The 26,441-nt window shown below is 64.3% G+C and carries 25 protein-coding genes; 20 read left to right on the top strand and 5 right to left on the bottom strand.

Going from position 1 to position 26,441, the window contains the following annotated elements; all coding sequences use genetic code 11:
* The first annotated feature begins 30 nt into the window (after positions 1-30).
* Genes FEF15_RS08145 through tal form a run of 3 tightly spaced genes read left to right on the top strand, consistent with a single transcriptional unit; the run spans position 31 to position 3,984 of the window.
* A complete protein-coding gene (locus tag FEF15_RS08145; RefSeq protein ID WP_163558660.1) occupies positions 31-1,518 on the top strand; it encodes a mannitol dehydrogenase family protein in 1,488 nt (495 codons plus the stop codon).
* The gene (xylB, locus tag FEF15_RS08140) at positions 1,518-3,011 is read left to right on the top strand and encodes a xylulokinase (protein ID WP_163558659.1); all 1,494 of its coding nucleotides are present in this window, start codon (positions 1,518-1,520) and stop codon (positions 3,009-3,011) included. Before FEF15_RS08145 ends, xylB begins: the two co-directional genes overlap by 1 nt.
* A 19-nt stretch (positions 3,012-3,030) precedes the next feature.
* A complete protein-coding gene (gene tal, locus FEF15_RS08135) occupies positions 3,031-3,984 on the top strand; it encodes a transaldolase (protein ID WP_163558658.1) in 954 nt (317 codons plus the stop codon).
* Between the two features lie 85 nt (positions 3,985-4,069).
* Here tal and FEF15_RS08130 read toward each other — a convergent pair whose 3' ends face one another.
* The 5 genes from FEF15_RS08130 to FEF15_RS08110 all read right to left on the bottom strand — a co-directional run bounded on the left by FEF15_RS08130 (position 4,070) and on the right by FEF15_RS08110 (position 10,359).
* On the bottom strand, positions 4,070-5,035 hold the full coding sequence (locus FEF15_RS08130) for a carbohydrate kinase (RefSeq protein WP_163558657.1): 966 nt from the start codon (positions 5,033-5,035) through the stop codon (positions 4,070-4,072).
* Positions 5,032-5,961 carry a D-hexose-6-phosphate mutarotase gene (locus tag FEF15_RS08125; RefSeq protein WP_163558656.1) on the bottom strand — a complete coding sequence of 310 codons (930 nt, stop codon included), beginning with the start codon at positions 5,959-5,961 and terminating at the stop codon, positions 5,032-5,034. Before FEF15_RS08125 ends, FEF15_RS08130 begins: the two co-directional genes overlap by 4 nt.
* 40 nt (positions 5,962-6,001) lie before the next feature.
* On the bottom strand, positions 6,002-6,970 hold the full coding sequence (gene glk / locus FEF15_RS08120; RefSeq protein ID WP_163558655.1) for a glucokinase: 969 nt from the start codon (positions 6,968-6,970) through the stop codon (positions 6,002-6,004).
* Positions 6,970-8,856 carry a phosphogluconate dehydratase gene (gene edd, locus FEF15_RS08115; protein WP_163558654.1) on the bottom strand — a complete coding sequence of 629 codons (1,887 nt, stop codon included), beginning with the start codon at positions 8,854-8,856 and terminating at the stop codon, positions 6,970-6,972. The genes glk and edd overlap by 1 nt, the downstream gene beginning before the upstream one ends.
* A gap of 108 nt (positions 8,857-8,964) precedes the next feature.
* The gene (locus FEF15_RS08110) at positions 8,965-10,359 is read right to left on the bottom strand and encodes a coniferyl aldehyde dehydrogenase (protein WP_163558653.1); all 1,395 of its coding nucleotides are present in this window, start codon (positions 10,357-10,359) and stop codon (positions 8,965-8,967) included.
* A gap of 335 nt (positions 10,360-10,694) precedes the next feature.
* On the opposite strand from FEF15_RS08110, the gene FEF15_RS08105 reads away from it, so the two are divergent.
* The 17 genes from FEF15_RS08105 to truD form a co-directional block, all read left to right on the top strand.
* Positions 10,695-11,831: a GNAT family N-acetyltransferase gene (locus FEF15_RS08105; protein ID WP_163558652.1), complete on the top strand. Its 1,137-nt coding sequence runs from the start codon at positions 10,695-10,697 to the stop codon at positions 11,829-11,831.
* Positions 11,832-12,002: 171 nt separating this feature from the next.
* Positions 12,003-13,361 (top strand): sigma-54 dependent transcriptional regulator, encoded by a 1,359-nt coding sequence (locus FEF15_RS08100; protein ID WP_240454111.1) that lies wholly within the window; start codon positions 12,003-12,005, stop codon positions 13,359-13,361.
* A gap of 377 nt (positions 13,362-13,738) precedes the next feature.
* Positions 13,739-14,173, top strand: a complete 435-nt coding sequence (locus tag FEF15_RS08095) for a hypothetical protein (RefSeq protein ID WP_163558651.1) — start codon at positions 13,739-13,741, stop codon at positions 14,171-14,173.
* A 2-nt stretch (positions 14,174-14,175) separates the two neighbouring features.
* Positions 14,176-14,805 (top strand): hypothetical protein, encoded by a 630-nt coding sequence (locus tag FEF15_RS08090; RefSeq protein ID WP_163558650.1) that lies wholly within the window; start codon positions 14,176-14,178, stop codon positions 14,803-14,805.
* Positions 14,806-14,857: 52 nt separating this feature from the next.
* The gene (locus FEF15_RS08085; RefSeq protein WP_163558649.1) at positions 14,858-15,910 is read left to right on the top strand and encodes a hypothetical protein; all 1,053 of its coding nucleotides are present in this window, start codon (positions 14,858-14,860) and stop codon (positions 15,908-15,910) included.
* A gap of 108 nt (positions 15,911-16,018) precedes the next feature.
* Positions 16,019-16,723: a C39 family peptidase gene (locus tag FEF15_RS08080; RefSeq protein WP_163558648.1), complete on the top strand. Its 705-nt coding sequence runs from the start codon at positions 16,019-16,021 to the stop codon at positions 16,721-16,723.
* A 46-nt stretch (positions 16,724-16,769) separates the two neighbouring features.
* Entirely contained in the window at positions 16,770-17,564 is a 795-nt protein-coding gene (locus FEF15_RS08075) for a hypothetical protein (protein ID WP_163558647.1), read from the top strand.
* A gap of 879 nt (positions 17,565-18,443) precedes the next feature.
* Positions 18,444-18,974, top strand: a complete 531-nt coding sequence (locus tag FEF15_RS08070) for a hypothetical protein (protein ID WP_163558646.1) — start codon at positions 18,444-18,446, stop codon at positions 18,972-18,974.
* A gap of 38 nt (positions 18,975-19,012) precedes the next feature.
* Positions 19,013-19,642 (top strand): hypothetical protein, encoded by a 630-nt coding sequence (locus tag FEF15_RS08065; protein WP_163558645.1) that lies wholly within the window; start codon positions 19,013-19,015, stop codon positions 19,640-19,642.
* Between the two features lie 54 nt (positions 19,643-19,696).
* Positions 19,697-20,818 carry a hypothetical protein gene (locus FEF15_RS08060; protein WP_163558644.1) on the top strand — a complete coding sequence of 374 codons (1,122 nt, stop codon included), beginning with the start codon at positions 19,697-19,699 and terminating at the stop codon, positions 20,816-20,818.
* A 112-nt stretch (positions 20,819-20,930) separates the two neighbouring features.
* Positions 20,931-21,635, top strand: a complete 705-nt coding sequence (locus FEF15_RS08055) for a C39 family peptidase (protein ID WP_163558643.1) — start codon at positions 20,931-20,933, stop codon at positions 21,633-21,635.
* A gap of 39 nt (positions 21,636-21,674) precedes the next feature.
* The gene (locus FEF15_RS08050; RefSeq protein ID WP_163558642.1) at positions 21,675-22,475 is read left to right on the top strand and encodes a hypothetical protein; all 801 of its coding nucleotides are present in this window, start codon (positions 21,675-21,677) and stop codon (positions 22,473-22,475) included.
* A 154-nt stretch (positions 22,476-22,629) separates the two neighbouring features.
* Positions 22,630-23,706 carry a transporter gene (locus FEF15_RS08045; RefSeq protein ID WP_163558641.1) on the top strand — a complete coding sequence of 359 codons (1,077 nt, stop codon included), beginning with the start codon at positions 22,630-22,632 and terminating at the stop codon, positions 23,704-23,706.
* A 221-nt stretch (positions 23,707-23,927) separates the two neighbouring features.
* Positions 23,928-24,284 (top strand): cell division protein FtsB, encoded by a 357-nt coding sequence (ftsB, locus tag FEF15_RS08040; RefSeq protein WP_163558640.1) that lies wholly within the window; start codon positions 23,928-23,930, stop codon positions 24,282-24,284.
* Positions 24,277-25,011 carry a 2-C-methyl-D-erythritol 4-phosphate cytidylyltransferase gene (gene ispD, locus FEF15_RS08035; protein ID WP_163558639.1) on the top strand — a complete coding sequence of 245 codons (735 nt, stop codon included), beginning with the start codon at positions 24,277-24,279 and terminating at the stop codon, positions 25,009-25,011. The genes ftsB and ispD overlap by 8 nt, the downstream gene beginning before the upstream one ends.
* Before the next feature lie 4 nt (positions 25,012-25,015).
* Entirely contained in the window at positions 25,016-25,519 is a 504-nt protein-coding gene (ispF, locus tag FEF15_RS08030) for a 2-C-methyl-D-erythritol 2,4-cyclodiphosphate synthase (RefSeq protein WP_163558781.1), read from the top strand.
* 26 nt (positions 25,520-25,545) lie between these two features.
* The coding region (gene truD / locus FEF15_RS08025; RefSeq protein WP_163558780.1) for a tRNA pseudouridine(13) synthase TruD at positions 25,546-26,441 on the top strand (896 nt) is incomplete at its 3' end.

Genomic DNA, 26,441 nt, shown 5'->3' with positions numbered 1-26,441 from the left:
GCCCTCGTCACGTGTGGCAGGAGAGATTTCATGACCCGACTCAACAATACCAACCTGGGCCGGCTGGCCCCCGAGATCGCCTCGCCCGGCTATGATCGCGGCGCCGTCACCCCCGGCATCGTCCACTTCGGGGTCGGTGGCTTCCACCGTGCCCACCAGGCCATGTACCTCGACGCGTTGATGAACCGTGGCGAGGCGCTGGACTGGGGCATCGTCGGCGTCGGAGTGATGCCCGGCGACCGTCGCATGCAGGAGGCCCTGGCCGGCCAGGACCACCTCTATACGCTGATCATCAAGCACCCCGACGGTCGCCGCGAGCCGCGGGTGATCGGCAGCTTGATCGACTACCGGTTTGCCCCCGACGACCCGGAAGCGGTGATCGAGCTGCTGGCCGATCCGGCGATCCGCATCGTCTCGCTGACCGTCACCGAAGGCGGCTACAACTTCCATCCGGTCTCCGGCGAGTTCGATCTGGCCAACCCCGACATTCGCCACGACCTGGACCACCCTGCAGCGCCGAGAACGACCTTCGGGTTGATCGTCGAAGGTCTGGCTCGCCGCCGCGAGCGCGGTCTCGCTCCCTTTACGGTGATGTCTTGCGACAACATCCAGGGCAACGGCGAGGTGGCGAAGGAGACCTTCACCGCCTATGCCCGGGCACGGGACGCGGCACTCGCCGACTGGGTCGAGGCCTCGGTGGCTTTCCCCAATGCCATGGTCGATCGCATCACCCCGGTGACCACCGAGGCGGACATCGCCGAGCTGAACGAACGCTTCGACGTCGAGGACGCTTGGCCGGTGGTCTGCGAGCCTTTCACCCAATGGGTGCTGGAGGATCATTTCGTGGCCGGCCGCCCATCGCTGGAGGCGGCCGGCGTGCAGATGGTGGACGACGTGGTGCCCTACGAGCTGATGAAACTGCGCCTGCTCAACGCCAGCCACCAGGCGCTGACCTACTTCGGCTATCTGGCGGGCTACCGCTATGCTCACGAGGTGTGCCGGGACCCGCTGTTCGTCGACTTCCTGCTCGACTACATGCGCCGAGAGGGCTCGCCGACCTTGGCCCCGGTGCCGGGCATCGACCTGGAGGACTATCGCCTGACGCTGATCGAGCGCTTCGCCAACCCCGAGGTGAAGGACACCCTGGCGAGGCTTTGTGCCGAAAGCTCGGATCGTATCCCCAAGTGGCTGGTGCCGGTGATCCGCGAGCAGCTGGCTCGGGGCGGCGAGATCCACCGCAGCGCGGCGGTGGTGGCCAGCTGGGCGCGCTACGCCGAGGGGGTCGACGAGCAAGGCCAACCCATCGAGGTGGTGGATCGTCTCCGGGACGAACTGATGGCCATTGCCGCCGAAAATGGCACCCGGCCCACGGCGTTCATCGAAAACCGTGAGCTGTTCGGCGATCTGGCCGCGGACCCACGCTTCCGCGAGGCTTACCTGTCGGCCCTGGCGCTGCTCCACGAGCGTGGCGCGCGTGCCACACTAGAGGCTCTGGTCACGACACAGGGAGAGGTCTGATGTACATCGGCGTGGACTGCGGAACGCAGAGCACCAAGGTGGTGTTGATCGATGTCGAGGGTGAACGCATTCTCGGCGAGGCGAGTCGGCCGCACCGCCTGGACGAGGGGGAGGGCGGCCGTCGCGAGCAGGACCCCGGCGAGTGGATTGCGGCGCTTCGCGGTGCCTTCGCTGAGGTGCTGGCGACGACCGGCGTCGACGCCCGGGCGATCCGTGCCATCGGCGTCTCCGGCCAGCAGCACGGCCTGGTGGCCCTGGACGCCACCGGCGAGCCGGTGCACCCGGCCAAGCTGTGGTGCGACACCGAGACCGCGGCCTGGAACGCCGCGCTGATCGAACGCCTGGGCGGCGAGAATGGCTGCCTCGACCGGCTCGGCCTGGTGCTGCAGACCGGCTACACCGCCTCCAAGATCGCCTGGCTGCGTGACACCCGGCCCGAGGCCTATGCACGCATCGCCACCCTGTTGCTGCCCCATGACTACCTCAACTTCTGGCTCACCGGCGAGCGGGTGGCCGAGGCCGGCGACGCCTCGGGCACCGGCTACTTCGACACTCGCACGCGGCACTGGCGCCACGACGTCCTGGCCGAGATCGCCCCGGAGCTCGAGGCCGGGCGGGTGCTGCCGCGGCTGATCGCTTCCCATGAACCGGCCGGCACCGTGCGTCCCGAGGTGGCCCGCGAACTGGGGCTGGGCGAGGGCGTGTTGGTTTCCAGTGGGGGAGGCGACAATATGCTCGGCGCCATCGGCACCGGCAATATCCGCCCCGGCCTGGTGACCCTGAGCCTTGGCACCTCGGGCACCGTCTGCGCCCACTCTCCCGAGCCGGTAGTGTCCGACAGCGCCATGGTGGCCAACTTCTGCTCCAGCAATGGCGGCTGGCTACCGCTGGTCTGCACCATGAACGTCACCTCCGCGACCACGCGCATTCGCGAGCTGTTCGGGCTCGACCTGGCCACCTTCGGGGAGCGGGTGGCCGCCGCACCCATTGGTGCCGAGGGGGTCGCGATGCTGCCCTTCTTCAACGGCGAGCGGGTGCCCATGCTGCCCGAGGCCACCGCCAGCCTCGACGGCCTGACCAGCGTCAACACGACCCAGGCCAACCTGTGTCGGGCGGTGGTGGAGGGCGCCACCCTCGGCCTACGGTACGGCCTGGATCAGTTCGGTCGTCTGGCCGAGGGAGTGCGCGAGATTCGCCTGATCGGTGGCGGCTCGCGCAGCCCGGTGTGGCGGCAGATGGTCGCCGACGTCACCGGTTCCCGGGTGATCTGCCCCGAGATCGCCGATGCCGCGGCTCTTGGCGCTGCCCTGCAGGCGGCCTGGTGCCATCATCAGTTCCAGTCGGGGGGCGGCGAGCTGGCCGATCTCTGCGCGCGCCTGGTTCGTCTCGATGAAGCCTCGCGGGCCGAGCCGGACCCTGCCAGCGTCGATGCTTATCGCGACGTCTATGCCCGCTATCGCCGGTGCTTGGCTGAACGCCATGCAACCCACTGACCGTTTCGGGAGGAACCGCATGCCCACACGACTCGACGCCCTGAAGACCCACTCCCTGGTAGTCGCCGACACCGGCGATCTGGACGCCATCGAGCGCTACCGGCCACACGACGCTACCACCAACCCCTCGCTGCTGCTCAAGGCCTTCGACATGCCGGGCTACCAGGCCTTGATCGACGAGGAGCTCGCTGCCGTGGAGGCCGCGATCGCCGACCCGCAGGCCAGGGTCGAGCACGCCGTCGACCGCCTCGCCGTGGCCAAGGGGGTGGAGATCGCCAGGCGCATCCCTGGAAGGGTCTCCACCGAGGTGGCCGCGCGGCTCTCCTTCGATACCCAGGCGAGCATCCGCAAGGCTCACGAACTGGTGGAACTCTACGAGCGGCGTGGTCTGGGCCGCGACCGCGTGCTGATCAAGCTCGCCTCCACCTGGGAGGGCATCCGCGCCGCGGAGTATCTGGAGAAAGACGGCATTCAATGCAATCTGACCCTGCTGTTCAGCGAGGCCCAGGCCCAGGCCTGCTTCGACGCTGGCGTCTTTCTGGTGTCGCCTTTCGTCGGCCGGGTCACCGACTGGTACAAGAAGGAAACCGGCCACGACTATGCCCCGGAGGAGGATCCGGGCGTACGCTTCGTGCGGCGAGTCTGCGAGCGGGTCGGCCGTGGCGGCTACGACACCGTGGTGATGGGGGCAAGCTTCCGCACCGTCGGCCAGGTATTGGCGCTGGCCGGCTGTCCGCGGCTGACCCTCTCGCCGACACTGCTCGAGGAGCTGGCAGCGGAGGAAGGTGAGGTCACCCGGGCCGTGGAAATTCCCGCTGCCAGCGAGCGCCCCGAGCCGCTCGACGAGCCCGCCTTCCGCTGGGGCCACAACCAGGATGCCATGGCCAACGACAAGCTGGCTGAGGGTATCCGCCGCTTTGACGAGGACCAGCGCACCCTGGAGGCACGGATCGCTAAGCGGCTCGGCGCCTGAACGGCACCTGCCATCCCTTCCTGGCAGGAGAGAAGTGTTCACGCCACCGGCGTCCGGTGGCGTGGGATGCCGCCGAACGCCGTGTTCAGAGGGATGACAGGTCGTCTTGTGTCGGAAGAGCGACATAGGCGCCGGGCCGGGCCACGGCGTGAGCGCCGCAGCGGCAGGCGGTGTCCACCGCGCGGTGCAGGAAGGCGCTGTCCTGATGCCAGTCGCCGACGATGCCCAACTCCTCGAAATGGCCAGCCAGTTCGGCGAGCAGGCCGCCGATGAAGGCGTCGCCGCCGGCAGTGGTGTCCACGGCCTTGATGCGTGGCGGTGTCACCCGGTCGTCGAGGTGAGCGGTGTAGAGCCTTACCGAGTTCGGGCCGTCGGTGATCACCGCCACCTTGACGCCGGCGGCGAGGCGCTCGGCCAGCCAGGCGTCGCGGGGATGGTCGGCACGCAGGTAGTCGAGCTCCTCGGCCGAGAGCTTGAGCAGATCGGCGGCATCGAGCAGGCGGGTGACCAGCGGGATGTCGGCAGCGCCACTCGCCCAGAGGTTGTGGCGCAGATTGGCGTCGACGCTCACCAGGCAGCCGGCTCGGCGCGCCATCTCGGCCATGGCCAGGGTGGTGTCGGCGATTTCCGGTTCGGTGAGGCTGTTGGTGCAGAAATGCACGATGGCGGGTTCGGCGAAGACTCCGGCGGGCAGATGCTCCAGGCGGTAGAGCAGATCCGCCGCCGGTGGCCGGTAGAAGTCGAAGGTGCGCTCGCCATCGGCGTCGCGGGAGACGAAGGCGAGGGCCGTGCGCGCCTCGCGAGTGCGCACTACCCCCGAGGTGTCGACGCCGTGGGTGGCGAGTTCGCTGGCCAGGAAGTCGCCGAAGTGGTCGTCGCCGAGCATGCCCAGGAAGCGACTCGGCACGCCCAGGCGCGCGCAGGCCACCGCGACGTTGGCCGGCGCCCCGCCGGCATAAGGGGTAAAGGTCTCGGGGCCTTCGGTGTTGTCACCGAGGTGGCTCGAGAGCATGTCGACGAGGGCCTCGCCGAAGGCGATCACGGGGGTCATGAGGGGGTCTCCAGGGAGAGGGTGGTCCCCAGCAGGTGCTGGGCGCCGGGCACCAGCCATACCGGATCGAGGCGGGTGTTGGCCGACTCCACGCAGAGAAAGTGACGCGCCGCGGCGGCGGGGGTGTCGTCGGGCAGCGCCTCGCCCGGCTGCCAGACCACGGCGGAGTCGCTGCCCTGGCGGGCGATGCGCAGGCGGCGCGCGCCGTCGTCGAGGGCCAGCTCGGCGTTGGTGTGGTAGATGCGGTCGAGCCCGCCGCGCACGGCGAGCTCGCCCTGCTGCTCCTGCTCGGCGAAGCCGGCGAGTTTGTCCAGGTAGCGGGCGCCGGCGAGTCCCTCGAGGCGACAGGCGAAGGCGTTGGCCACGGCGAGATAGCTGTGCAGGGCGCCGCTGATCTTCTCCGGGGTTTCGCCGACGTGCTCGGTGATCAGCTCAACGTGCAGGCGGTTGGCGTTGGCCTGGATGACGGCGCGGGGCACGAGCTGGGTGTGCAGGCGCTCGCGGGGGGAGAGGTGCAGTTCCACGCCACCCTCGTGCTCGTCCACCGCTTCGAGGCGCCACTCGGCCTGGCGCGCCAGGCCGTGCATGGGGCCGGAGCGGTCGGGCGTCTCGTCGGCGGTGTTCTCGTCGGCGAACCATGGCCAGCACAGCGGAATGCCGCCGCGGATCGTGCCGGGCAGCGGCTGGGGCGTGGGCGTCACCCATAGCCAGCCGCCGGGCACCATGCCCTCGGCCGCCTCCGTGGCGCCGGCCGGCGGAGCGCCTGCGGCGGGGTTGGGTAGAAAGTGGAGCACCTGAGCGCCCTGGAGTGACACCGCCAGCTCCCCCCAGGCTTCGTTGGCCAGCCACACCTCACGGCCGGCCCATTCGGCGCGGCGCTGTCCCTCGGTCGAGTCGATCAGCGCGGCAAGCGTATCGGGAATCATGCGATCTCCTTCGTCGAGTCACTCGACCTCTTCCGTCGATTCATTCGACTTCTTCATTGTGGAGTGCCTCGGCAGCGCCCAGCAGCCCCGGCCAGGCGGCGGTGACCAGCTGGACGGGGATGGCGGCGGTGTAGCCGCTCAGCCGTCCCTTGGCAGCGAATGCCTCGCAGAAGCGGCTCTTGGGCAGCCAGTCGACCAGGCGCGGCAGGATGCCGCCGCACAGGTAGACGCCGCCGCGGGCGCCCAGCATCAGGGCGGCATCGCCGCACACCTCGCCGAGAATCTTGAGAAAGCGCAGCAGGGTATCACGGGCCACGCCGTCGCCGCTTGCGGCGGCCTCGGTCACCTCGGCCGGGCCGTGGCAGCGCGGGTTGGCGCCCTTCAGCGAGCAGTGGGCCAGGTAGAGGTCGTGAAGGCCCTGGCCGGAGAGGATCCGCTCTACCGAGACCCGGCCGTAGCGGTTGCGAAAGTGGCGCAGCAGGTTCTGCTCGCGCTCGTCGGTGGGGGCGAAGGTGACGTGGCCGCCTTCGGTGGGCAGCACGACCCAGGCGTGGCGGCCGGGATAGAGGCCGGCCACGCCCAGGCCGGTGCCGGGGCCGATCACCAGGCGGGTCGCCTGCGGTACGGCCTCGCCGGGCTGGATCGTGACCAGGTCGGCGTCGACCACGTGGGGCACGCCCAGCGCCTGGGCGGTGAAGTCGTTGATCGCCTTGAAGCGCGTGACCCCCAGGGCCTGCTGCGCCTCGCCCCGGGAGAAGGACCAGGCGTTGTTGGTCATGCTCACGCGGTCACCGCGAATCGGGCAGGCAAAGGCCAGGCAGGCCTCGCGTGGAGCGGCCTCGTCCACGGCACCCACTCGCGTCAGGTAGTCGGTCACCGCCTCGACGAGGCCCGGGTAGTCGGCGCAGGGCAGGCTCAGGACGTCGCGGGGTACGAAGGCACCCGGGGTCACCAGCGCGAAACGCGCGTTGGTTCCTCCAATGTCGCCGATCAGGGCCGGACGGGTCATCAGGCGTCCTCGTCGTGGATCTGCCCCTCCTGGCGCGCCAGATCATCGGCCTCGAAGCCGCCGAACACGCCGGCGCCCTCCTCGCCACGCATCGCCAGATGGCGGAAGCCGCCGAACAGTTCGCGGCCCAGCCCCACGTGGTAGTGGTCGAGATTGGCGACGTGAAGCTCGCGTTCGGCCCATGCCTGGGCGTCCACCCTGGCCTCCAGGGTGCCGGCGTTGGCGTCCAGGCGCACGATGTCGCCGTCGCGCAGCCGGGCCAGCGGCCCGCCGTCCAGCGCCTCGGGGCTGATGTGGATGGCCGCCGGCACCTTGCCCGAGGCGCCCGACATGCGCCCGTCGGTGACCAGCGCCACCTTGTGGCCGCGATCCTGCAGCACGCCCAGGTAGGGGGTGAGCTTGTGCAACTCGGGCATGCCGTTGGCCTTGGGCCCCTGGAAGCGCACCACGGCGATGACGTCGCGGTCGAGCTCGCCGGCCTCGAAGGCTGCCTTGAGCTCGTTCTGGTCCTCGAAGAGCATCACCGGCGCCTCGACCACGCGGTGCGCCTCGGCCACCGACGAGACCTTGATCACCCCGCGGCCCAGGTTGCCATCGAGCACGGTGAGCCCGCCGGTGGGTGCGAAAGGCTCGGCAACGCCGCGCAGCACCTCGGTGTCGAGACTCTCGGTGGGCCCCTCGCGCCACACCAGCCGGCCCTCCTCGAGGAAGGGTTCCTGGGTGTAGGCGGTCATGTCGGTGCCGAACACCGTGGGGATGTCGGTGTGGATCAGACCGGCGCCGATCAGCTCGCGGAACAGGTAGCTCATGCCGCCGGCGGCCTGGAAATGATTGATGTCCGCCTGACCGTTGGGATAGACCTGCATCAGGCTCGGGGTCACCGCCGAAAGGTCGGTGAAATCCTCCCAGGTCAGCGTCAGGCCGGCGGCGGCGGCCATGGCCACCAGGTGCATGGTGTGGTTGGTGGAGCCGCCCGAGGCGAGCAGTCCGACCACGGCGTTGACGATGGCGCGCTCGTCGATCTGCTTGAAGAAGGGACGGTACTCGCCGCCCGGTTCGGTGTTGCGGATCGTCTGCTCGGTGGCAAAGCGGGTCAGCGCCTCGCGCATCTCGGTGCCGGGGTTGACGAAGGAGGTGCCCGGCAGGTGCAGGCCCATCATCTCCATCATCAGCTGGTTGGAGTTGGCGGTGCCGTAGAAGGTGCAGGTGCCGGGGCTGTGGTAGGACTGCGATTCGGCCTCCAGCAGGTCCTCGCGGCTCGCCTTGCCCTCGGCGAAGAGCTGGCGGATGCGCGCCTTCTCCTTGTTGGGCAGGCCGCTGGGCATGGGCCCGGCAGGCACGAACATCGCCGGCAGATGGCCGAAGCGCGCGGCGGCGATGAACAGCCCCGGCACGATCTTGTCGCACACGCCGAGATACAGGGCGGCGTCGAACATGTTGTGGGAGAGCCCCACCGCGGTGGCCATGGCGATCACGTCGCGGGAGAACAGCGACAGCTCCATGCCCGGCTGACCCTGGGTGACCCCGTCGCACATGGCGGGCACGCCGCCGGCGAACTGGGCGGTGGAACCCATGGCGCGCGCCGCCTCCTTGATGGCGGCGGGGAAGGTCTCCAGCGGCTGGTGGGCGGAGAGCATGTCGTTGTAAGAGGAGATGATCCCCAGGTTGGCCGAGTTCATCAGCTTGAGCTGGTTCTTGTCCGTCTCGCCGCAGGCGGCGAAGCCGTGGGCCAGGTTGCCGCAGGAGAGCTCGCCGCGATGCACGCCGCGCTTGTGCTGGTCGGCCATGCGCTGCTCGTAGAGGGCGCGGCGCTGGGCGGAACGGTCGCGGATGCGCTGGGTGACGGCGGCGACGGTGGCGTTGAGGGCAGGGGTCGTGCTGGCCATGGCGTTACCTCGTGTGCGGACGTGTCATTTCGGTAATCTTACCAAAAATATTGCCGTATCTTGGACCAAGACTACGGGAATGCTGGGTAAATTTGTAGTTTTATTACCTCATAGGCCAAGGAGCTTCAGCAGCCACCGACGGTAGGGCGGGTTGAGCAGCCCCGCGGCGTTGCGGCGCGCCTGGATGAAGACACTGCGCTCCAGGCTGAAGCGGCGGAACCCCGCCTCGCCGTGGTAGGCGCCCATGCCGCTTTCCCCGACGCCGCCGAAGGGCAGCGCGGGCACGGCGTTGTGCCACAGGGTGTCGTTGAACACCACGCCCCCGGAGTGGGTCTCGGTCAGCAGCCGCTGGCGCGCCGCGTCATCGTCGGTGAAGGCGTAGAGCGCCAGCGGTCGCGGCCTGGCCTGGATGAACGCCAGTGCCGTGCCAAGGTCGTCCACACCGATGATCGGCAGCCAGGGGCCGAAGATCTCCTCGCGCATCAGCGTCAGCCCGGCCGTAGGGTCGATCACCAGGGTCGGCGGCAGCTTGGCGCTCTCGCGCAACTCCACCGTCTCGCCCAGCGGGATGACCCGGCAGCCGTGATCCCGGGCCTCTTCCAGCATGGCAGCCAGTCGCTCCCGCTGCGAATCGCCGAGGATGGCGCTGTAGTCGTCGCCGGCCGGCCCTTGGGGATAAAAGCGCGTTACCGCGCGTTCGAGGGCGTCGACGAAGGCGCCGAGCCGCGGCTGGTCGACGAGCACGTAGTCGGGGGCGATGCAGGTCTGGCCGGCATTGAGCCACTTGCCGAAGGCGATACGCTCGGCGGCCTTCTCCAGGTTGGCATCCGCGCACACCAGGGCCGGGGACTTGCCGCCGTGTTCCAGGGTGACGGGGGTCAGGTTGGCGGCGGCGGCTTGTGCCACCTTGCGGCCGGTGGCAGCGCTGCCGGTGAACAGCAGGTGGTCGAAGGGCAACGCCGCGAAGGCGCGGGCGGTTTCCACTTCGCCGGTTACCACGACGAGCTCGTCGGCGGCAAAGTAGCGCTTGGCGAGCCGCGCCATCAGCTCGCTGGTGGTCGGGGTGTGCTCGCTGGGCTTGATCATCACCCGGTTGCCGGCGGCCAGGGCGTCGACGGCCGGCAGCATCGCCAGGTTCCAGGGGTAGTTGGCCGGGGCAATGATGCCCACCACCCCGAGCGGCTGGCGGTGCACCCGGGCCCGGCCGGGCTGGAGCCGCCAGGGCACGCTCGCGCGGCGCGGCTTCATCCAACGCTTGAGATGACGACGGGCGTGACGCACCGCCTGGCGCAGGGTGGCGATTTCCGCCAGCCGGGTTTCCGTCTCGGCGCGGTAGCCGAAGTCCTGGCGGATCGCCTGGGCGACCTCCTGGCGATGGTGATGCGTCATTTCGTCCAGACGCGCGAGGCGGTCGCGTCGCGTGGCCAGGGTAGGATACGGCTCGGTACGGAAGGCTTGGCGCTGCGCATCGAAGCGCGCCTGCAGCTGGCGGGCATCGGCCATTCACGTCTCCCTGTGTGACGATGATGGAAGGGGCGGGGGTGGTCTGGGCACAATGTAGGCCGTTTGCCGGCCGCTTGTCAGCTGCACCGCCCCGACAAGGGCGCCTGCGGCGCCTTCGCCCGGCGAAGCCGGCCTCCCACAGCAGGTTCTACTGCCCTTGGGTGGGCAGAGAGTAGTGGGAGGGAGCTTTAGCTCGCGAAGCAGCGCACAGCGCTGCCAAAGCGGCAACCGCCGGGCGCCTTTCGGCGCCTTCGTCGAAGCGTCGAACCGCCGGTAAACCGGCCTCCCACACAGAAGAGCCGGCGTGCCATGCGTCATTCGCGCCAGGAGAGCCCATGCCCGAACTGGTCTTAAAGGAGTTGGACGCCATCCAAGCGGTCTCGGCGGCGGCGTGGAACGCCCTGGTCGACGACGACCATCCTTTCCTGCGCCACGAGTTCCTGCATGCCCTGGAGGCAAGCGGAGCGGTGAGCCCGGCTACCGGCTGGGTGCCGCGCCACCTGACGCTGTGGCAGGGCGATACCCTGGTCGGTGCAATGCCGCACTACCGCAAGCATCACTCCTTCGGCGAATACGTCTTCGACTGGTCCTGGGCCGATGCCTGGGAGCGCGCCGGCGGTGACTACTACCCCAAGGGGCTCAGCGCCATTCCCTTCAGCCCGGTGCCGGGGCCACGCCTGGCGCTGGCGCCGGGTATCGATCCGTTCGCCGCCCGCGACGTGCTGGCCGGCGCCTGGGAGCATGGTGCCCTTTCCAGTTGGCATCTGCTCTTTGCCGATGACGCCGAGGTGGACGCCTGGCTCGCCGCCCGCCCCAACCTGCTGGTACGCCACGGCGTGCAGTTCCAGTGGCGCGACGCCGGCTTCGGCGACTTCGATGGCTTCCTGGCGGCCATGACCTCGAAGCGGCGCAAGGCGATCCGTCGCGAGCGCCGCCTGGTCGCCGAGCAGGGGCTGACCCTGCATCGCCTGGCTGGCGAGGCCATCGACGCGGCCGCGCTGGCACATTTCTTCCGCTGCTACGAGATCACCTACCTGGAGCGCGGGCGTCACGGCTACCTCTCTCTCGACTTCTTCCGTCGCCTGCACGCCGCCATGCCCGAGGCCCTGGTGCTGATCCAGGCCCGTCTCGAGGGGCAGCCGGTGGCAGCGGCCCTGTGCCTGCAGGGCACGCGCACCCTCTACGGCCGCTACTGGGGCAGCGAGGTAGTGGCCGACTCGCTGCACTTCGAGGCGTGCTACTACCAGGGCATCGAGCACTGCCTCGAGCGCGGCCTCACCACCTTCGACCCCGGCACCCAGGGCGAGCACAAGGTGACACGCGGCTTCGCCCCGCGGCGGCTGCGCTCGCTGCACCATATTGCCGACCCCGCCTTCCGCGACGCCGTGGCACGCTTCTGCGCTGAGGAGCGGGCTCACGTCGAAGCCTACTGCCGAGCCGCTGAGCGGGCGCTGCCTTTTCGGAAGGGCTAGCCCGGGATTGCTACACTGACCGCTGATCCAGACGATTACGATTTTGATTGTCTTGGCAAGAGATAACGCAGGCTGGTCTAGGGGCTTGGTCTGATGACCTTCCCATTATGACTGGCACCAGAAAGCTGCCTTGAGCTGACAATACAGTTACCGCCGACAAGGAGTGAGGGAATGGCTATGGAACGACATTGTTGGCTGGTAGAGGGCGAGCAAGAGGCGACGAATCGACTGCGAGAACGGCTTGAGGCCCTGGGGTGGCAGGTGCATCGTCTGTCGCCGCCGTTTTCGAAGTGCCGCCTGCCGGATGAGATGGCGTATGGCGTCGGCATCGTCCAGTTGGCGGGCATGCCGGATGCCGATCTGCTGCAACTGGAAGCGATGCTGCTCGAGAGTCGCTGGCCTTGGCTGGTGGTCGCGCCTGCCGAGACCGTCAAGGAAGCCGGCAGGCGACGGCTGGTCGCCACGCTGTGCCATGCGGTGGTGAAGCCGACCATCGACTTGTCAGAGCTTGACTGCCTGATGCGCCATGCCATTTCCCTGTCGGTGCTGCGACACGACGATGCCGCGCATGGGCAGAGTGGCGCCATCGCACCGTCCGACCTGGAAGAGTACGAGATGGTTGGAACCAGCCCGGTCATGCGCTCGCTGTTCGATACCATCCGCAAGGTGGCGGCCGTGGAGGCCCCGGTTTTGGTCGGCGGCGAGTCGGGAACGGGTAAGGAGCTGACAGCACAAGCCATCCATGAGCGCTCATCGCGTGCCGATTCCCCCTTCCACACCGTCAATTGCGGGGCTTTGCCGGAACACCTGATCCAGTCCGAACTCTTCGGCCACGAGAAGGGCGCCTTCACCGGGGCCGTTCAGCGCAAGATCGGACGGATAGAAGCATCTCAGGGTGGCACCCTGTTCCTGGATGAGATCGGCGATCTGCCGCTGGACCTTCAGGTCAACTTGCTGCGTGTGCTCGAGACCCAGAGCATCCAGCGTGTCGGCGGCTTGGAGGATGTCCCGGTTGATGTCCGTATCGTCGCCGCCACCCACGTGGATCTTGCGGCAGCGGTCGCGGAAGGGCGCTTTCGGGAGGACCTCTATCATCGACTGAATGTCCTGCATGTCCGGGTGCCGGCACTTCGCGAGCACCCGGAAGATATCGAAATCCTGGCGCGTTACTTCTTCGAACGTTTTTCGGACGAGAAGACCGCCCGGCTCAAAGGCTTTTCCCGGGAGGCGCTGGTGGTGATGCGCCAGTATCATTGGCCGGGCAATATTCGCGAGCTGATCAACCGAATTCGGCGTGCCATGGTGATGTGCGAGAAGCGCCTTATCCAGCCGGTTGACCTGGGGCTCGAACGGAGAGAGGTCCCGCGCCATGTCATGTCGCTGGAGCAGGCCAAGGAGAAGGCCGAGCGAGACGCCGTGGTTGCCGCGCTGGGGCGCAACCACAACAAGGTCCGACCGGCGGCCAAGGAGCTGGGAGTCTCGCATGTCACCATTTACCGGTTGAAGGAGAAGCACAATATCGCCCCTTGAGCTGTGAACAGCGACGTCCCAACCTTTTTACCGGTTCGCTTGTTCAGTATTTGTTAGGATATGCCTCCTATTAGCCTGGCAGGCCTTCTGCCAGGCTTTTTCATGCCTGCTATCAGCTCTCGGTGATGTTTTAGTGGGTTTATTTTCATACTTGTACCGCTCGGCCTTTTCTGCCTGTAATTGACTGATTTTGCGTCATTATTCAGTTTCACCTGCCTGTCTCATCTAAATGGATGAGCCTTACTGGTACATCCGGTTAACGGTCCCTTATATTAAATAAGTGCGTTTAATCATTAAAATCAATAGGTTGCATTTTGGCATGCCGATTGCTCCCCTAAGGGCAAGAACCAGCTACGGGAAAATGAGCAGGTGTCACCATGAACCTGATGAATCGACCCCAGCGAATTGTGACAGCTAAGCGAATGAGCGAAGTCATGCGAGTCAGTAGGAAGCGTGCGCTGTATGCCGCTTTGCTGATGGGGCTTCTGGGCGGGGTGACTCTCCCGAATGGTCAGCAGGTCGCTCATGGGAAGGGGGCAGAACAGGGGTATCCCACAACCGTGGAGCCTGGATTTGTCGGGCTGGCTGGTCTGCCGCAGATGACGAGTCTCGGCGATCGGGATCTTGAAAGGGTTGTGGGACGTTACGTCGACGACAACCTTGAAGGTGAAGAGCAAAGAGGCGGCTTCGTCATTCTCTGGGATGAGCGTGGTAAGGGGGCCTCGAAAGGGGACAGACGCACCGTGAAGTCCCGTTCTATGGGAGGCGACAATCGACAGGATACTAGCCTCACCATCCAGCTGGGGAAATAGCCATGTGTACCAAGCATCGCGATAAAAGCGCCGTTATCAAAGCCATGAGCAGTATTTCCCTGCTGGTCGTCGGCATGCAAGTCGCCGCGGCGCAGGGCGAGCCAGACATCCACAACGGCAGCGTATTGGGCGGTAGTGCACTCAGCGAGATTGCCGGGATCAGCGCCACCAACCTGGCAGCAGGCGATGGCAACCTGCAGGTGAACAGTGGTGCCATCTCTATCGGCGATGTCGCCGCCACGGCCAACGCGCTACAGCAACAGTCACGCATCGAGACAAGCTTCGATGATCGCCAGGATAACGTCAGCATTGAGGACCGCGCCTTTCGACAAGCAGAAGGGTTGATGTCGATCAACCAGGCGGCGGGCCTCGGGAATGTGCAGAGCAACACCTTCACGGTGGCTCTGGGCATATCGGCCAGCAGCCTCAGCGACAGCACGTTGCAGAGTGTGCTTGCCGATCAGCAGGGGCTGAATGGGACCGAAGACGGCCCGGACAATGCCTCCCAACGCATCGAGGTCGAGGATTCGACCTTCGAGGGGGCGCAAGGGGTCATTCAGGTCAACCAGTCAGCCGGTACGGGAAACGCTACTCGCAACAGCTTCCGCATGAACATGGCACTGGGAGAGTAGCGTAATCGCAATGCAGGAATCCGAACGATCCGGTTCATCCAGGAGGAAAACCATGAAGACGTTCCACAAGACTCCGCTTGCCATTGCCGTCGCCACCCTCATGGTCGCGCCCTATGCGCTGGCTGATGAAGGCGGCAACAAGTTCGATACCGACAGCACCATCAATTCGGATCTCGACAACTACATTGATGTGGATATCGAACATGAAACCAACAGCGACAGTGACTTCTATACCAACGTGTTCACGTTGAGTGTTGCGGACAATTACGCCGGTGCCACGGTGGACAGCAAGCAGCTGATCGATGGCAATACCGTTACCAATGATGGCTCGGAGAACGACGCAACGATGGGCGGCGATTCATTGAGCGGCTCCTCGGGCAACATCGGTGCCAACGTGGCAGCCGGTGACAGCAACAGCCAGGCCAACGATGCGGCACTGGCCACTTCGGACGCTGCAGAGGTATTCGGCCAAGCCGAAGCCTACTCCGCCCAGTCGGCTTCCGGCAATATGGTAAACAACATTGGAAGCTCTAATACGGCACAGCTGGGTGGCAACTCGCTGCAGAATGCCGCCGGTAATATCGCTGCCAACGTGGCCGCCGGTGTCGGTAACGCCCAGCAGAACTCGCTGGCGGTTTCAAGTAACAGCGCCTCCGGCGATGCCAATGCCACCTCGGCTGGCGTTCAGTCAACCTATGGCAATACCACCGGTAACGGGCCAGCGATCCGTGAGACGGGTGGAACCGCCGAGGTCGACCTGGACGTGACGCTGGATACCAGCGACCTGGCCATGGAGCAGCAGGACTCTGTTGATATCCCGATCTACGACGATCAAGGAACAAGAGACTCAAGCAATCAAGATCACGTTGGAGAACTGGAGGAGCTGGCCTTCCAGGGCACCGAAGACTCTGAGCTCGAAATGACCGTCAGCGGTGAGGTCCCCACATCAGGGCTGACCTATACCGACCGTCATAACGACGCTTCCCTGAACGGCAGTGCGCTGAGCGGTGCCAGCGGCAACATCGGTGCCAACGTGGCAGCAGGGACCAACAACCTGCAACGCAACTCCCTCTCCATCGCCTCGTCCAGCACAGGTGACAACTGATCCGGCTCGCCTGTGCTCGGCATCATCGTGATGCTGTACTGCAATCCCGGCCTGCTTCGGCAGGCCGGGCTTTCCATCAACTGACGAGAGTGAGTCGAGGAGTCGGTCATGCCAACCCGCCAGCAGTTTGCGCTAGGGTCACTACTCCTGGGGCTCTTGCTCCCGCTTCTCGATGCTCAGGCGGCCAGTATGCGTCTGGGTAATGTCATGTCCGGAACGGTGGTGGAAAAAGATGTCCAGTCCATCCGCGAGCGTCGCTACGAGAACCTCGTCGAGCAGAACACGGATTTTTCCTGTGGGGCGGCTTCGCTCGCGACCATTCTCAAGTATGCCTACCAGCGTCCATCTGTAACCGAAGAGAGCGTACTGGCAGGCATGCTGGAAGTGGCCGATCCCGAGATGGTTCGCCAGCAGGGCTTCTCATTGCTGGATCTCAAGAACTATGTGGAAACCCTGGGTTATCGCGGCCGGGGGTATGAAGTGACGCCGGAAACCCTGGAGGAAGTCTCGATCCCGGTAATCGTGCTGTTGGATCTCGATGGCTACAAGCACTTCGTGGTCATGAAGAAGGCCAGTGGGGATCGTGTCTATGTCGGTGATCCGGCACTGGGCAACCGTGTCATGGACCGGGATGAGTTCATGGAGGCCTGGAACAGCATCATCTTTGCGGTGGTCGGTGACGGCTTCGATCGCAGCACGGTGCTGCTCGAGCCTCGTCAACCCCTGACGGCGCATCGCATGCAGGACGTCTTTTCGCCGGTACCCCGGCAAAAACTGCTTGATTTCGGTTTTCGACATGCGGAGCTCTTCTGAGGCCAGGCGACGAACAGAAGAGCGGGTCGACCAGAGGGTCACAATCATGTTCAAGCAAGGGTGGAAACGTAACTGCAGAAAGGCTAGCGTCGCGGCCTTGTTGGGTCTCACTACGGCTGGCCTGACGGTACCGGTGACGCAAGCCGACGTATCCAATTTCAACGACTTTTCGTCAAGTCGTGAACTCAGTGATTCCGAGCTCGCGCAGCAGCGAGGTCGTTTCGTTGACAAGGGCAGCCTGATGTTCTTCGGGGTGCAGGTCACCAGCGAATGGCAGACCTCCCACGGAGAGCATTTGAGGGCCCAGGGCCATCTGGTGGGGGATCTCAGAGGGGAGACGCCCAACGTTTCCTTCGAGCCACGGATCACCACGGTGACGGCGGATTCTGCCGCCGCAGATGCGCTCACCGGCAATGGCGCAACGGTGGTTGACGCCGGCACGGGTAACGCGCGTGGCGTGGTTCAAACGATCCAGGCTGCCGGGGATTTCAATACGGCTGCCAACGACTTGCAGATCGACGTCCTCGATGCTTCCGCGTACGAAGGGGGAGCCGCCGGCAACAGTGGCTCCCTCGAACGGCGTTTGCCCTCCGGCACCCGGGTGTCGGTCAGCAGTGGGTCGCAAGGTGTCGGGGTGTCGCTCGATGTGCCGGGAATGGGAAGCGCCAAGCAAGCTATCGAGCCGAGCCAGGGGCTACGTCAATCGATTCAACTGACCAGCGACCTGCAAAAGGTACGCAACCTCACGCGCCTGCAGCTCTATATGGGACAGCGTGGTGCCCATGCCGATGTGCCAGGCGTACGCAGCGCCATCGAGTCGGCACGCGGTTTGAGCCGGTGAGTCGGCGCCAACCCCGCCTTTCGCGGCGCCGTAGCACGTAGCACGCTTCGGCGCTGAGCAGCGCGCCCCCCGACGCCTACTGCCGGGCCGCTGAGCGCTCACGGCGGTTTACACTTTTCCTCCCCACCTCCTTGAACGCCTGTCTGCCCCCTGGACAGGCGTTTTTGTGTGTCAGTCGCTTCGTCTTTGGCATGAGTGCGTTCAACCTTGTGACAATGATACACGAAGTTACATAAGATGCTGATCTTTGGTGACATAGCCCTACAAATCCAGCACCCGCCGCCTGTTTGGTGACGAGACGGTTTCATTAAGTTAACACTTGGCGTTTTTTCATATCCGATTAAATATATAAAAATCAACTACATATAAGTTGGCACGGCGATTGCTATCTTATACGTAAACAAGAGTTTCAAAAAGTAACGGAGAGCCCGCCATGCACCAGCGACTGACGACCCAGCGGCACCCAAGCGACCACCGCGGTCGCCGCGCGAGTGAGGCTCATGAGCTTGGTGCTAGCTCTCAGAATCGCCCGTCTTTCAGGTGTGGGGTGATGCTGGCCGGGTTAGTCGTGGCTACCACGATGGGGCTTCAGTCAGCACAGGCAGAAGAGGTTGCTGAGGCAACGGTGGGAGCCAGCGTTTTCGGTTCCTCCCCACAGACATCGATGGTGAGTCTGGAAGACGGAGACTTGGCCTCGATTCGTGGACGTTTCGCCCACGCAGGCGATATCGAAAACCACAGTAAAGACTTCGTCATTCTCTGGGATGAGCAGCCGGCGGGTGGCTCGAGCAGCGGAAACAAGGGAGCGGGGCAGTCTGTCTCGACAGGGTTTGGTAATCAGCAGAGTACCAGCGTGACCACGCGGCGGGGGCAGTAGCCATGAACAGGGTGCGTATTGGACAAGGCCGAAAAGCCCTGATGACACGAGCAGCGCTGTGTTCGGTCCTGATGATGGGCGTCGCCACCATCGCCAGCTACGCCGAGGCCGATGAGAACCATCGGCTCAGACCAGGAGTCGAGCCCGGGGATGTGGTCATTCTGCGTCGCGTGGAAGCGGTTCCGGCAGGCCAAGTCGATCGTCACTCCGGCCCTATCGTATCCAAAGTCAATGCACGAAACGGAGGCCTGGCAGAACGGCAGAATGTGCTCGGTATCCAGGCCATCGCCTTGAGTGATGATCGCGCTTCGGGCATTCGCAGCAGTGTGCAAGGCCCCATCGGCAGCTTGCACAGCATGCTAGGAACGGAAAGGGCTGTCTCTCGTGGAGCCATGTCCAATGGCAGCAGCGTCAGCCGAGCGGTAAGTGGCAGTGTAGGCGGCGGTAACGCAGGGGGAAGTGTCGGCGCTGTTACCTCCGGCATATCCGGGACCATTGGTAATGCGCTTTCACCACTCACGGGGCAAAAATAATGATGGCAATGTACAGAAAACAACAGGTGGTCAGCAGCATGATCGACAGAAATCATGCTCGGAGAACATGCCTCGCCACGCTGATCGGTGGCTGTCTGTTAGTGGCCGGTGTGCATTCCACAATCGCCCAGGATTCGATGGGCGTTCGCAACAGTACGGTCCTGGGGGGAAGTGCATTGAGCCTGATCAGTGGTGTCAGCACTACGAACATGGCTGCCGGGGACGGTAATTTACAAAGCAATAGCGGCGGTATTGCTATCGGCAATGTCGCCAGTGCCGCCAACTCGCTTTTTCAGCAGGCGGTAATCGGCGAGAAGCTCGCCAACCAGAGAGATAGCGTCAAGATTCAGGACCGCGCCTTTCGACAGTCCGAAGGTTGGATGTCGATCAACCAGGCGGCGGGCCAAGGGAATGTGCAGAGCAACACCTTCAGTGTGGCTCTGGGCATATCGGCCAGCAACCTCAACGACACCATGTTGCAGCAGGTGATGGCCGATCAGCAGGGGCTGAGCGGTGCCGATGGCAGTCCGGGAGCAAACCAGAACAAGGTCGAGATCGATAGCACGACCTTCGAGGGGTCCCGGGGTGTCATCCAGGTCAACCAGTCAGCCGGCACGGGGAACGCTACCAGCAACAGCTTCCGTTTGAATATGGCGCTGGGGCAGTAGCGTGATCGCAAATCAGCAGTAAGAGAACATTTCGGTTCATTCAGGAGAAAGATCATGAAAACGTTCCATAAAGCTCCGCTGGCAATCGCAATCGCTGCACTGATGGCAGCGCCCTACGCGCTGGCTGAAGTCCGAGGCGGAAACAACACGTTTGATACCGACAGCTACATTGATTCGAAGTTTGATAACAAGATCGATGTGGAGGTGACTCACGATTCAGATACGTACAAGAATTTTTATACTGCTGTATTTACGGTCGATTTCGCGGATAACTATTCCGGTGCGACTGTCGATAGTAAGCAGCTTAATAACTATAATTCAGTGGAAAATAATGCATCTGAGAACAATGCATCCTTAGGTGGTAATTCCCTGCGCGGCTCTTCTGGCAATGTGGGTGTCAACGTGGCAGCCGGTGACAACAACAGCCAGGCCAACGATGCCGCGCTCTCTGCATCAGATGCTGAAGAGGTCTTTGGCCAGGCTGCTGCCTTCTCGGCCCAATCATCCTCTAATAACATTGTTGCCAACTATGGTAGTCCGAACAGTGCTCGCCTTGGAGGTAATTCACTGCAAAATGCCACCGGCAATATTGGTGTCAATGCCGCAGCTGGGGTTGGCAACGCACAGCAGAACTCGCTGGCAGCTTCCGCCAATACCTCTAGCGGGTCTGCCGATGCGACCACCGGCGGTGTGCAGACCGCATACAACAATTACACCAACAATGCGCTGCATAGCCGTAATGAGGTACAGTCCCGCGCAGTCGATGCATCATTCAACATCGATGCTAGTGGTCTAGCTATGGACCAGATCGGCAACGTTTATCCTGATATGTGGTCAGGCTCCAGCCATACTGGCGGTACCTCAACCGGCCACTTTGATCTGGATACCGCTACCCAGGGAGGTAGTGATCTGAATGGAGATGGCGGGGCACTGGCCTTCATGGCGGCCGGCGATACTACCTTGGAAGGGACCATCAGCGGTGAAATGCCGGCTCATGTCGTGGTTTATGAATTCCACAGCAACGATGCCAGCCTAGGCGGTAACTCCCTGCGCGGCGCCAGTGGCAATATCGGCGTCAACGTGGCGGCCGGTTCCAACAATCTGCAGCGTAACTCCCTGGCCATTGCTTCCGCTTCAGGTGGTGGCAACGGTGGTGGTAATGGTGGTGGCGAGTGATAGTGGATCGTCGAGATATCAATACGATGTCTCATTGAATTCCCGGCCTGCTTCTGCAGGCCGGGTGTTTCAAGCCAAGGCTGTTTCTTGCATATTGGCCAAGGAGTAAGTCATGAAGCCACCTTATCGTCACTGGCTACCGTGGATGGTAATAGGGCTCTCCTTGATAATTTTCGATGCTCAGGCTGCCAGTGTCAGCCTGGGTAATGTCATGCCGGGAACCGTGATCAAGAAGGATGTTCAGTCAATCCGTGAGCGCCGATACGAGAACCTCGTCGAGCAGCGCACGGATTTTTCCTGTGGAGCGGCTTCTCTGGCAACCATTCTCAAGTATGCCTACCAGTTGCCTTCGGTGACGGAGGAAAGTGTCCTGGCCGGCATGCTTGAAGTGTCTGATCCCGAGCTGGTTCGCCAGCAGGGGTTCTCGCTGCTGGATCTCAAGAACTACGTGGAGAGGCTGGGATACCGTGGCCGCGGGTATGAGGTGACGCCGGCTACCCTTGACGAGGTATCGATCCCCGTCATCGTGCTGCTGGACCTCGATGGCTACAAGCACTTTGTGGTCATGAAGAAGGCCAGTGGTGATCGGGTCTATGTCGGCGACCCGGCGCTGGGTAACCGGGTGATGGATCGCGACGACTTCATGGAAGCCTGGAACAACATCATCTTTGCCGTCGTCGGTGACGGATTCGATCGCAGCACCGTGCTGCTCGATCCACGGCAGCCGCTGACGGCGCATCGCATGCGGGATGTCTTTGCGCCGGTACCTCAACAGAAACTGCTCGATTTCGGATTTCGGCACGCCGAGCTCTTCTGACGCCAATGCGCAGCAGAATGGCCAGCCGACCAGAGGGCAATGACCATGTTCAAGCAAGGGTGGAAACAGAGCTGCAGAAAGGTGAGCGTGACATCGCTGATGGCTGCTGGAGTGATGAGCCTCACCGCGCCGGCGGTGCATGCCGCCGTATCGGACTTTTCGGATTTCCAATCGGGCCGCGAACTCAGTGATTCGGAACTTGGCCAACAGCGCGGTCGGTTCGTTGACAAGGGAAAACTGATGTTCTTCGGTGTGCAGGTGACCAGTGAGTGGCGCACCTCTCACGGTGAGCATCTGATAGCGCAAGGGAACCTGGTGGGTGACATTAGAGGGAGCATCCCCAAGGTGACATTCGAGCCTCGAATCACCACGTTCTCGAGCGAGGAGTTGGCTTCCAGCATCCGGCAAGGCAATGGTGCTACCGTGATCGATGCCGGTACCGGCAATGCCCGCGGCGTGGTTCAGACCATCCAGGCAGCTGGGGATTTCAATACTGCTGCTAATGATTTGCAGATCGACGTCCTCGATGCATCAGCTTACCAGGGGGGGGGTAGCACCAATCGTGACGATCTCGAACGGCGCCTGCCGTCTGGCACGCGGGTGTCGGTCAGCCACGGGCCGCAAGGGATGGACGTGTCCCTCGATGTACCGGGGATGGGTAGCGCCAAGCAGGCCATCGTGCCGAGCCAGGGGCTGCGTCAGTCGATCCAGCTGACCAGCGACCTGCAGCAGGTGCGTAACCTGACGCGGCTACAGCTCTATATGGGACAGCGCGGCGCCAATGGCGATGTGCCCGGCATGCGCAGCGCCGTTGAGTCGGTGCGGCAACTCAGGCGCTGATCCACTTACGCATCAACGCCGTGCTGGTCTACACTCCCCTAGGGTTTGATGACGCTTGAATCCTCAAGCCGTGTCAGCTATGACACGGCTTGATGCTGATTGTCGAGGGTGCCGCTGGCACAAGGAATATCGTGTGGACAAAACGAGGTCATTCATGCGGGATAAAGTATCGCTCTTGTACATTTCCATCGCGGCGGCAACCCTTGGCGGGGTATCGTCAGTCCAGGCACAGACCACCGGCGAGAGGGCCGGAGAAGAAGGCGAGGTGGTTCGCGAAGCGCGTCCCAGCCAGAGCGTCGAGAATGTCTTTCGCGAAGAGCATGCGCTCTTTTCCGATCGGTTGACCATCGAGCCGGGGATCAACTACTCCTACTCGGATCGCTCGCAGCTGGCTTTGCGAGGTTTCTTGGCGCTTGATGCCATCTTTCTGGGCGAGATTAATCTGGACTCAGTAGAAAGTCATATCACCACCTTCGATTTCAATACTCGCTATGGGATAACTGATCGGATAGAGGTTGGGGTAAATCTGCCCTTTGTCTACCGCAGCAGTACCTATCAATCGATAGGAGCGGGTGGGTCTACCGAGGCCAATATTGAGTCATCTGTGGATGAGGCAGGCATAGGTGATATCAGTCTTTCACTTTCCTATCGACTCTTGCCGGAAACAGCAGAGCGGCCGGATCTGGTCTGGAACTTTGGAATAAGAGCGCCAACAGGAACAGATCCTTATGGCATTGCCCTGCGTTCAGTGCCCGGATCAAATGAAAATCTCAATGTTCCAGACGAGCTTCCGACCGGGAACGGTGTCTGGGGTGTTAATACGGGCGTTTCGTTTCTCAAGACCCTGGATCCGGCGATCGTCTTCGCCAACTTGGGATATACCTACAACTTTGAAGAAAGTTTCGACGATATATCCGCTTCTGATGGTGATCAGCCTGGTGATGTAAAGCTGGGTGATACCATTCGCGCCGGGTTTGGGACCGCCTTTGCCCTGAATGAGAGTTTCAGCCTGTCGCTATCCTACTCTCATGAATATATCCAGCAGTCGGAAACAACTCGCGGTGGCGTTACTAGAAAAGTCGTTGGCAGCGATGCCAATGTGGGCGTGCTGAGCCTGGGTGGTACCTATGCCCTGAGCGACAGCACCTCTATTGTTACGAGCTTGGGTGTGGGGCTCACCGACGATGCCTCGGATATCAGCCTGACCTTCCGCATGCCTTTGCAGTTCTGACCCTGCCCCCGGGGCACAAACAACGGGCCGCTGCAATGCGGCCCGTTGACGTTCGGTTGGGGCAGTTCCAGCCTGGGGCGCGCTATGGCTTGTTCAACCCGGTCTTTGCTTTCGCGATAGGTACGGGGAGAGGTGCTGGCGTTTTATCGCGACTGCCTCGCCCCGGCATGGGCCTCAGTGGCATAATGCCCGCCATCCTGAGGTCATGACGGAAGGTGTCGATGCTCAAGTGGTTGGCCATGGCGCTGCTCCTGCTGCTCGCGCTGCTGCAGTACCGGCTGTGGTTCGGTGACGGCGGCGTTCGCGAGCTGGGCCAGATCCGCGAGCGCGTCGAGACGCTGGACGCCGCCAATCAGCCGCTGCGCGACCGCAATGCGCGGCTGGCCGCCGAGGTGCTGGACCTCAAGACCGGGCTCGATGCCATCGAGGAGCGCGCCCGCAGCGACATCGGCATGGTGCGTAGCGATGAGCGCTTCTACTGGGTGCCCGGTGTTGCCGTGGTGAGCGATAGCCTGGCAGGCCACGCCAATGCCGTGATGGAACCGGCGCCGCGAGCCTCGGGAGCCGTCGATGAGTGAGAGGCTGTGGCTGGTGGTGCCCGCGGCGGGACGTGGGCGGCGCATGGGTGCCGAGCGTCCCAAACAGTACCTCGATCTGGCCGGCCAGCCGGTGATGGCCCACACCCTGGCACGACTGCATGCCGCGTTTCCGATGGCCAGGTTGTGCCTCTGTCTCGATCCGGACGACGAGTACTTCGATGCCGCCTGGGTGCCCTTCGCCTGCTGGCGCCGGGTGCCCGGCGGTGCTGAACGTGCCGACTCCGTGGCCAACGCGCTGGCGGCCATTGCCGACACCGCGGCGGATGAGGACCTGGTGCTGGTGCACGATGTCGCCCGACCCTGCGTCAGCGTGGCGGACCTGCGCCGGCTGTTCGACCGGCTTGCCGACGAACCGGTGGGCGGGCTGCTTGCCGCCCCGGTGGCCGACACCATGAAGCGCGACGATGGCACCGGCCGGGTAGCGGTCACCGAGCCGCGCGACGGCCTGTGGCATGCGCTGACACCGCAAGGCTTCCGTTACGGCCTGCTACGCCGGGCGCTGGAAGCCGCGCGCGACAGCCGCAACAGCGTCACCGACGAGGCCTCGGCCGTGGAGGCGCTGGGTTTCTCGCCCTGCCTGGTGGCGGGGCGACGCGACAACCTCAAGATCACCCATCCCGAGGACCTGGCGCTCGCCGAGCGGATTTTCGCCGCCCAGCAGGCCGAGCCGTCACTCGGGGACAGCATGACCCGGGAGGCACCCTGAGATGATGCGTATCGGTCACGGCTTCGACGTGCACCGCTTCGGCGAGGGCGACCACCTGATGATCGGCGGCGTTGCCATCCCCTTCGCGCAGGGCTTCGTCGCTCACTCCGACGGCGACGTGCTGCTCCACGCGGTCTGCGACGCCCTGCTGGGCGCCGTGGCGCTGGGAGATATCGGCCGCCATTTCCCCGATACCGACCAGGCCTGGGCCGGGGCTGACAGCCGTGAGCTGCTGCGCCGGGTAGTGGCGCTGGTTGTTGATGCCGGCTACCGCGTGGGTAACCTGGATGCCACCGTGATTGCCCAGGCCCCCAAGCTGGCACCGCACGTCGGCGCCATGGTCGAGGCCATCGCCGCCGACCTCGGCGTGGCGCGCGCTGCCGTCAACGTCAAGGCGACGACCAGCGAGCGGCTGGGCTTCACCGGCCGTGGCGAGGGCATCGCCGCCGAGGCGGTGGTGCTGCTGGAACGCTACGCTGCCTCCGGGGCAGCGGAGGGTGGCCGGTGAGCGAGACGCGCCACGTGACGTTCGACATGGCTCAGGCCTGGCCACCGGCCTGGCCCCGTGCGTTGGATGCCGAGTTCGGGCCGCCGCCACCCGGCGACTATCGCGCCAGTCCCGAGGATTTCGTGGTCGAGGAGTGCCTCGACTTCGCCCCGGAAGGCGAGGGCGAGCACCTCTGGCTGTGGGTCGAGACGCGGGAGCTCGCCACCCTCGACGCGGTGCGCGAATTGGCCCGCGCCTGTGGCGTGATGGCTCGTGCCATCGGCTACTCGGGCATGAAGGACCGCTTCGCCGTGACCCGCCAGTGGCTCTCCGTGCAGTTGCCGGGGCGCGAGGCGCCCGAGGGGCTCGTCGAGACGCTGGCGGGCCGCGGCATCCGCGTGCTGGCCCAGGCGCGCCACCCGCGCAAGCTCAAGCGCGGGGTGCACCGCGCCAATCGCTTTGCCCTGGTGGTGAGCGGGGCGGCGGTCGAAGATATCCAGCTCGAGGCGCGCTGGGCGCGGCTGCGTGAGCAGGGGGTACCCAATGCCTTCGGCCCGCAGCGTTTCGGTGCCGAGGGGCGCAACCTGGCGCGGGCGGCGGCGCTGCTGGCACGAGGCTGGCGCAAGCGCGACGACCGCCACGGCATGCTGCTCTCCACGGCGCGCAGCTTTCTGTTCAACGAGCTGCTGGCGAGCCGTCTGGGGGAGGGCAGCTGGAACCGTCTGCTGCCGGGCGATGTCGCCATGCTCGACGGCACCGCGAGCCAGTTTGCCGTGGCCGCGCTCGACGACAGCCTGGTCGAGCGCGCGGCACGCCTCGACCTGCATCCCGGCGGGGTGCTGTGGGGCAGCGGCGAGAGCCTCGCCACGGGGCCGGCGGCCGAGCACGAGGCGGCGCTGGCGGCGCGCCACCCGGCCCTGTGCGCCGGGCTCGAGCGGGCCGG

The sequence above is a fragment of the Halomonas sp. NO4 genome, assembly GCF_010994375.1.
Classification (GTDB): Bacteria; Pseudomonadota; Gammaproteobacteria; order Pseudomonadales; family Halomonadaceae; genus Halomonas.
Note: the sequence above shows the minus strand (reverse complement) of the source record. Positions and strands in the feature narration are given on the sequence as shown.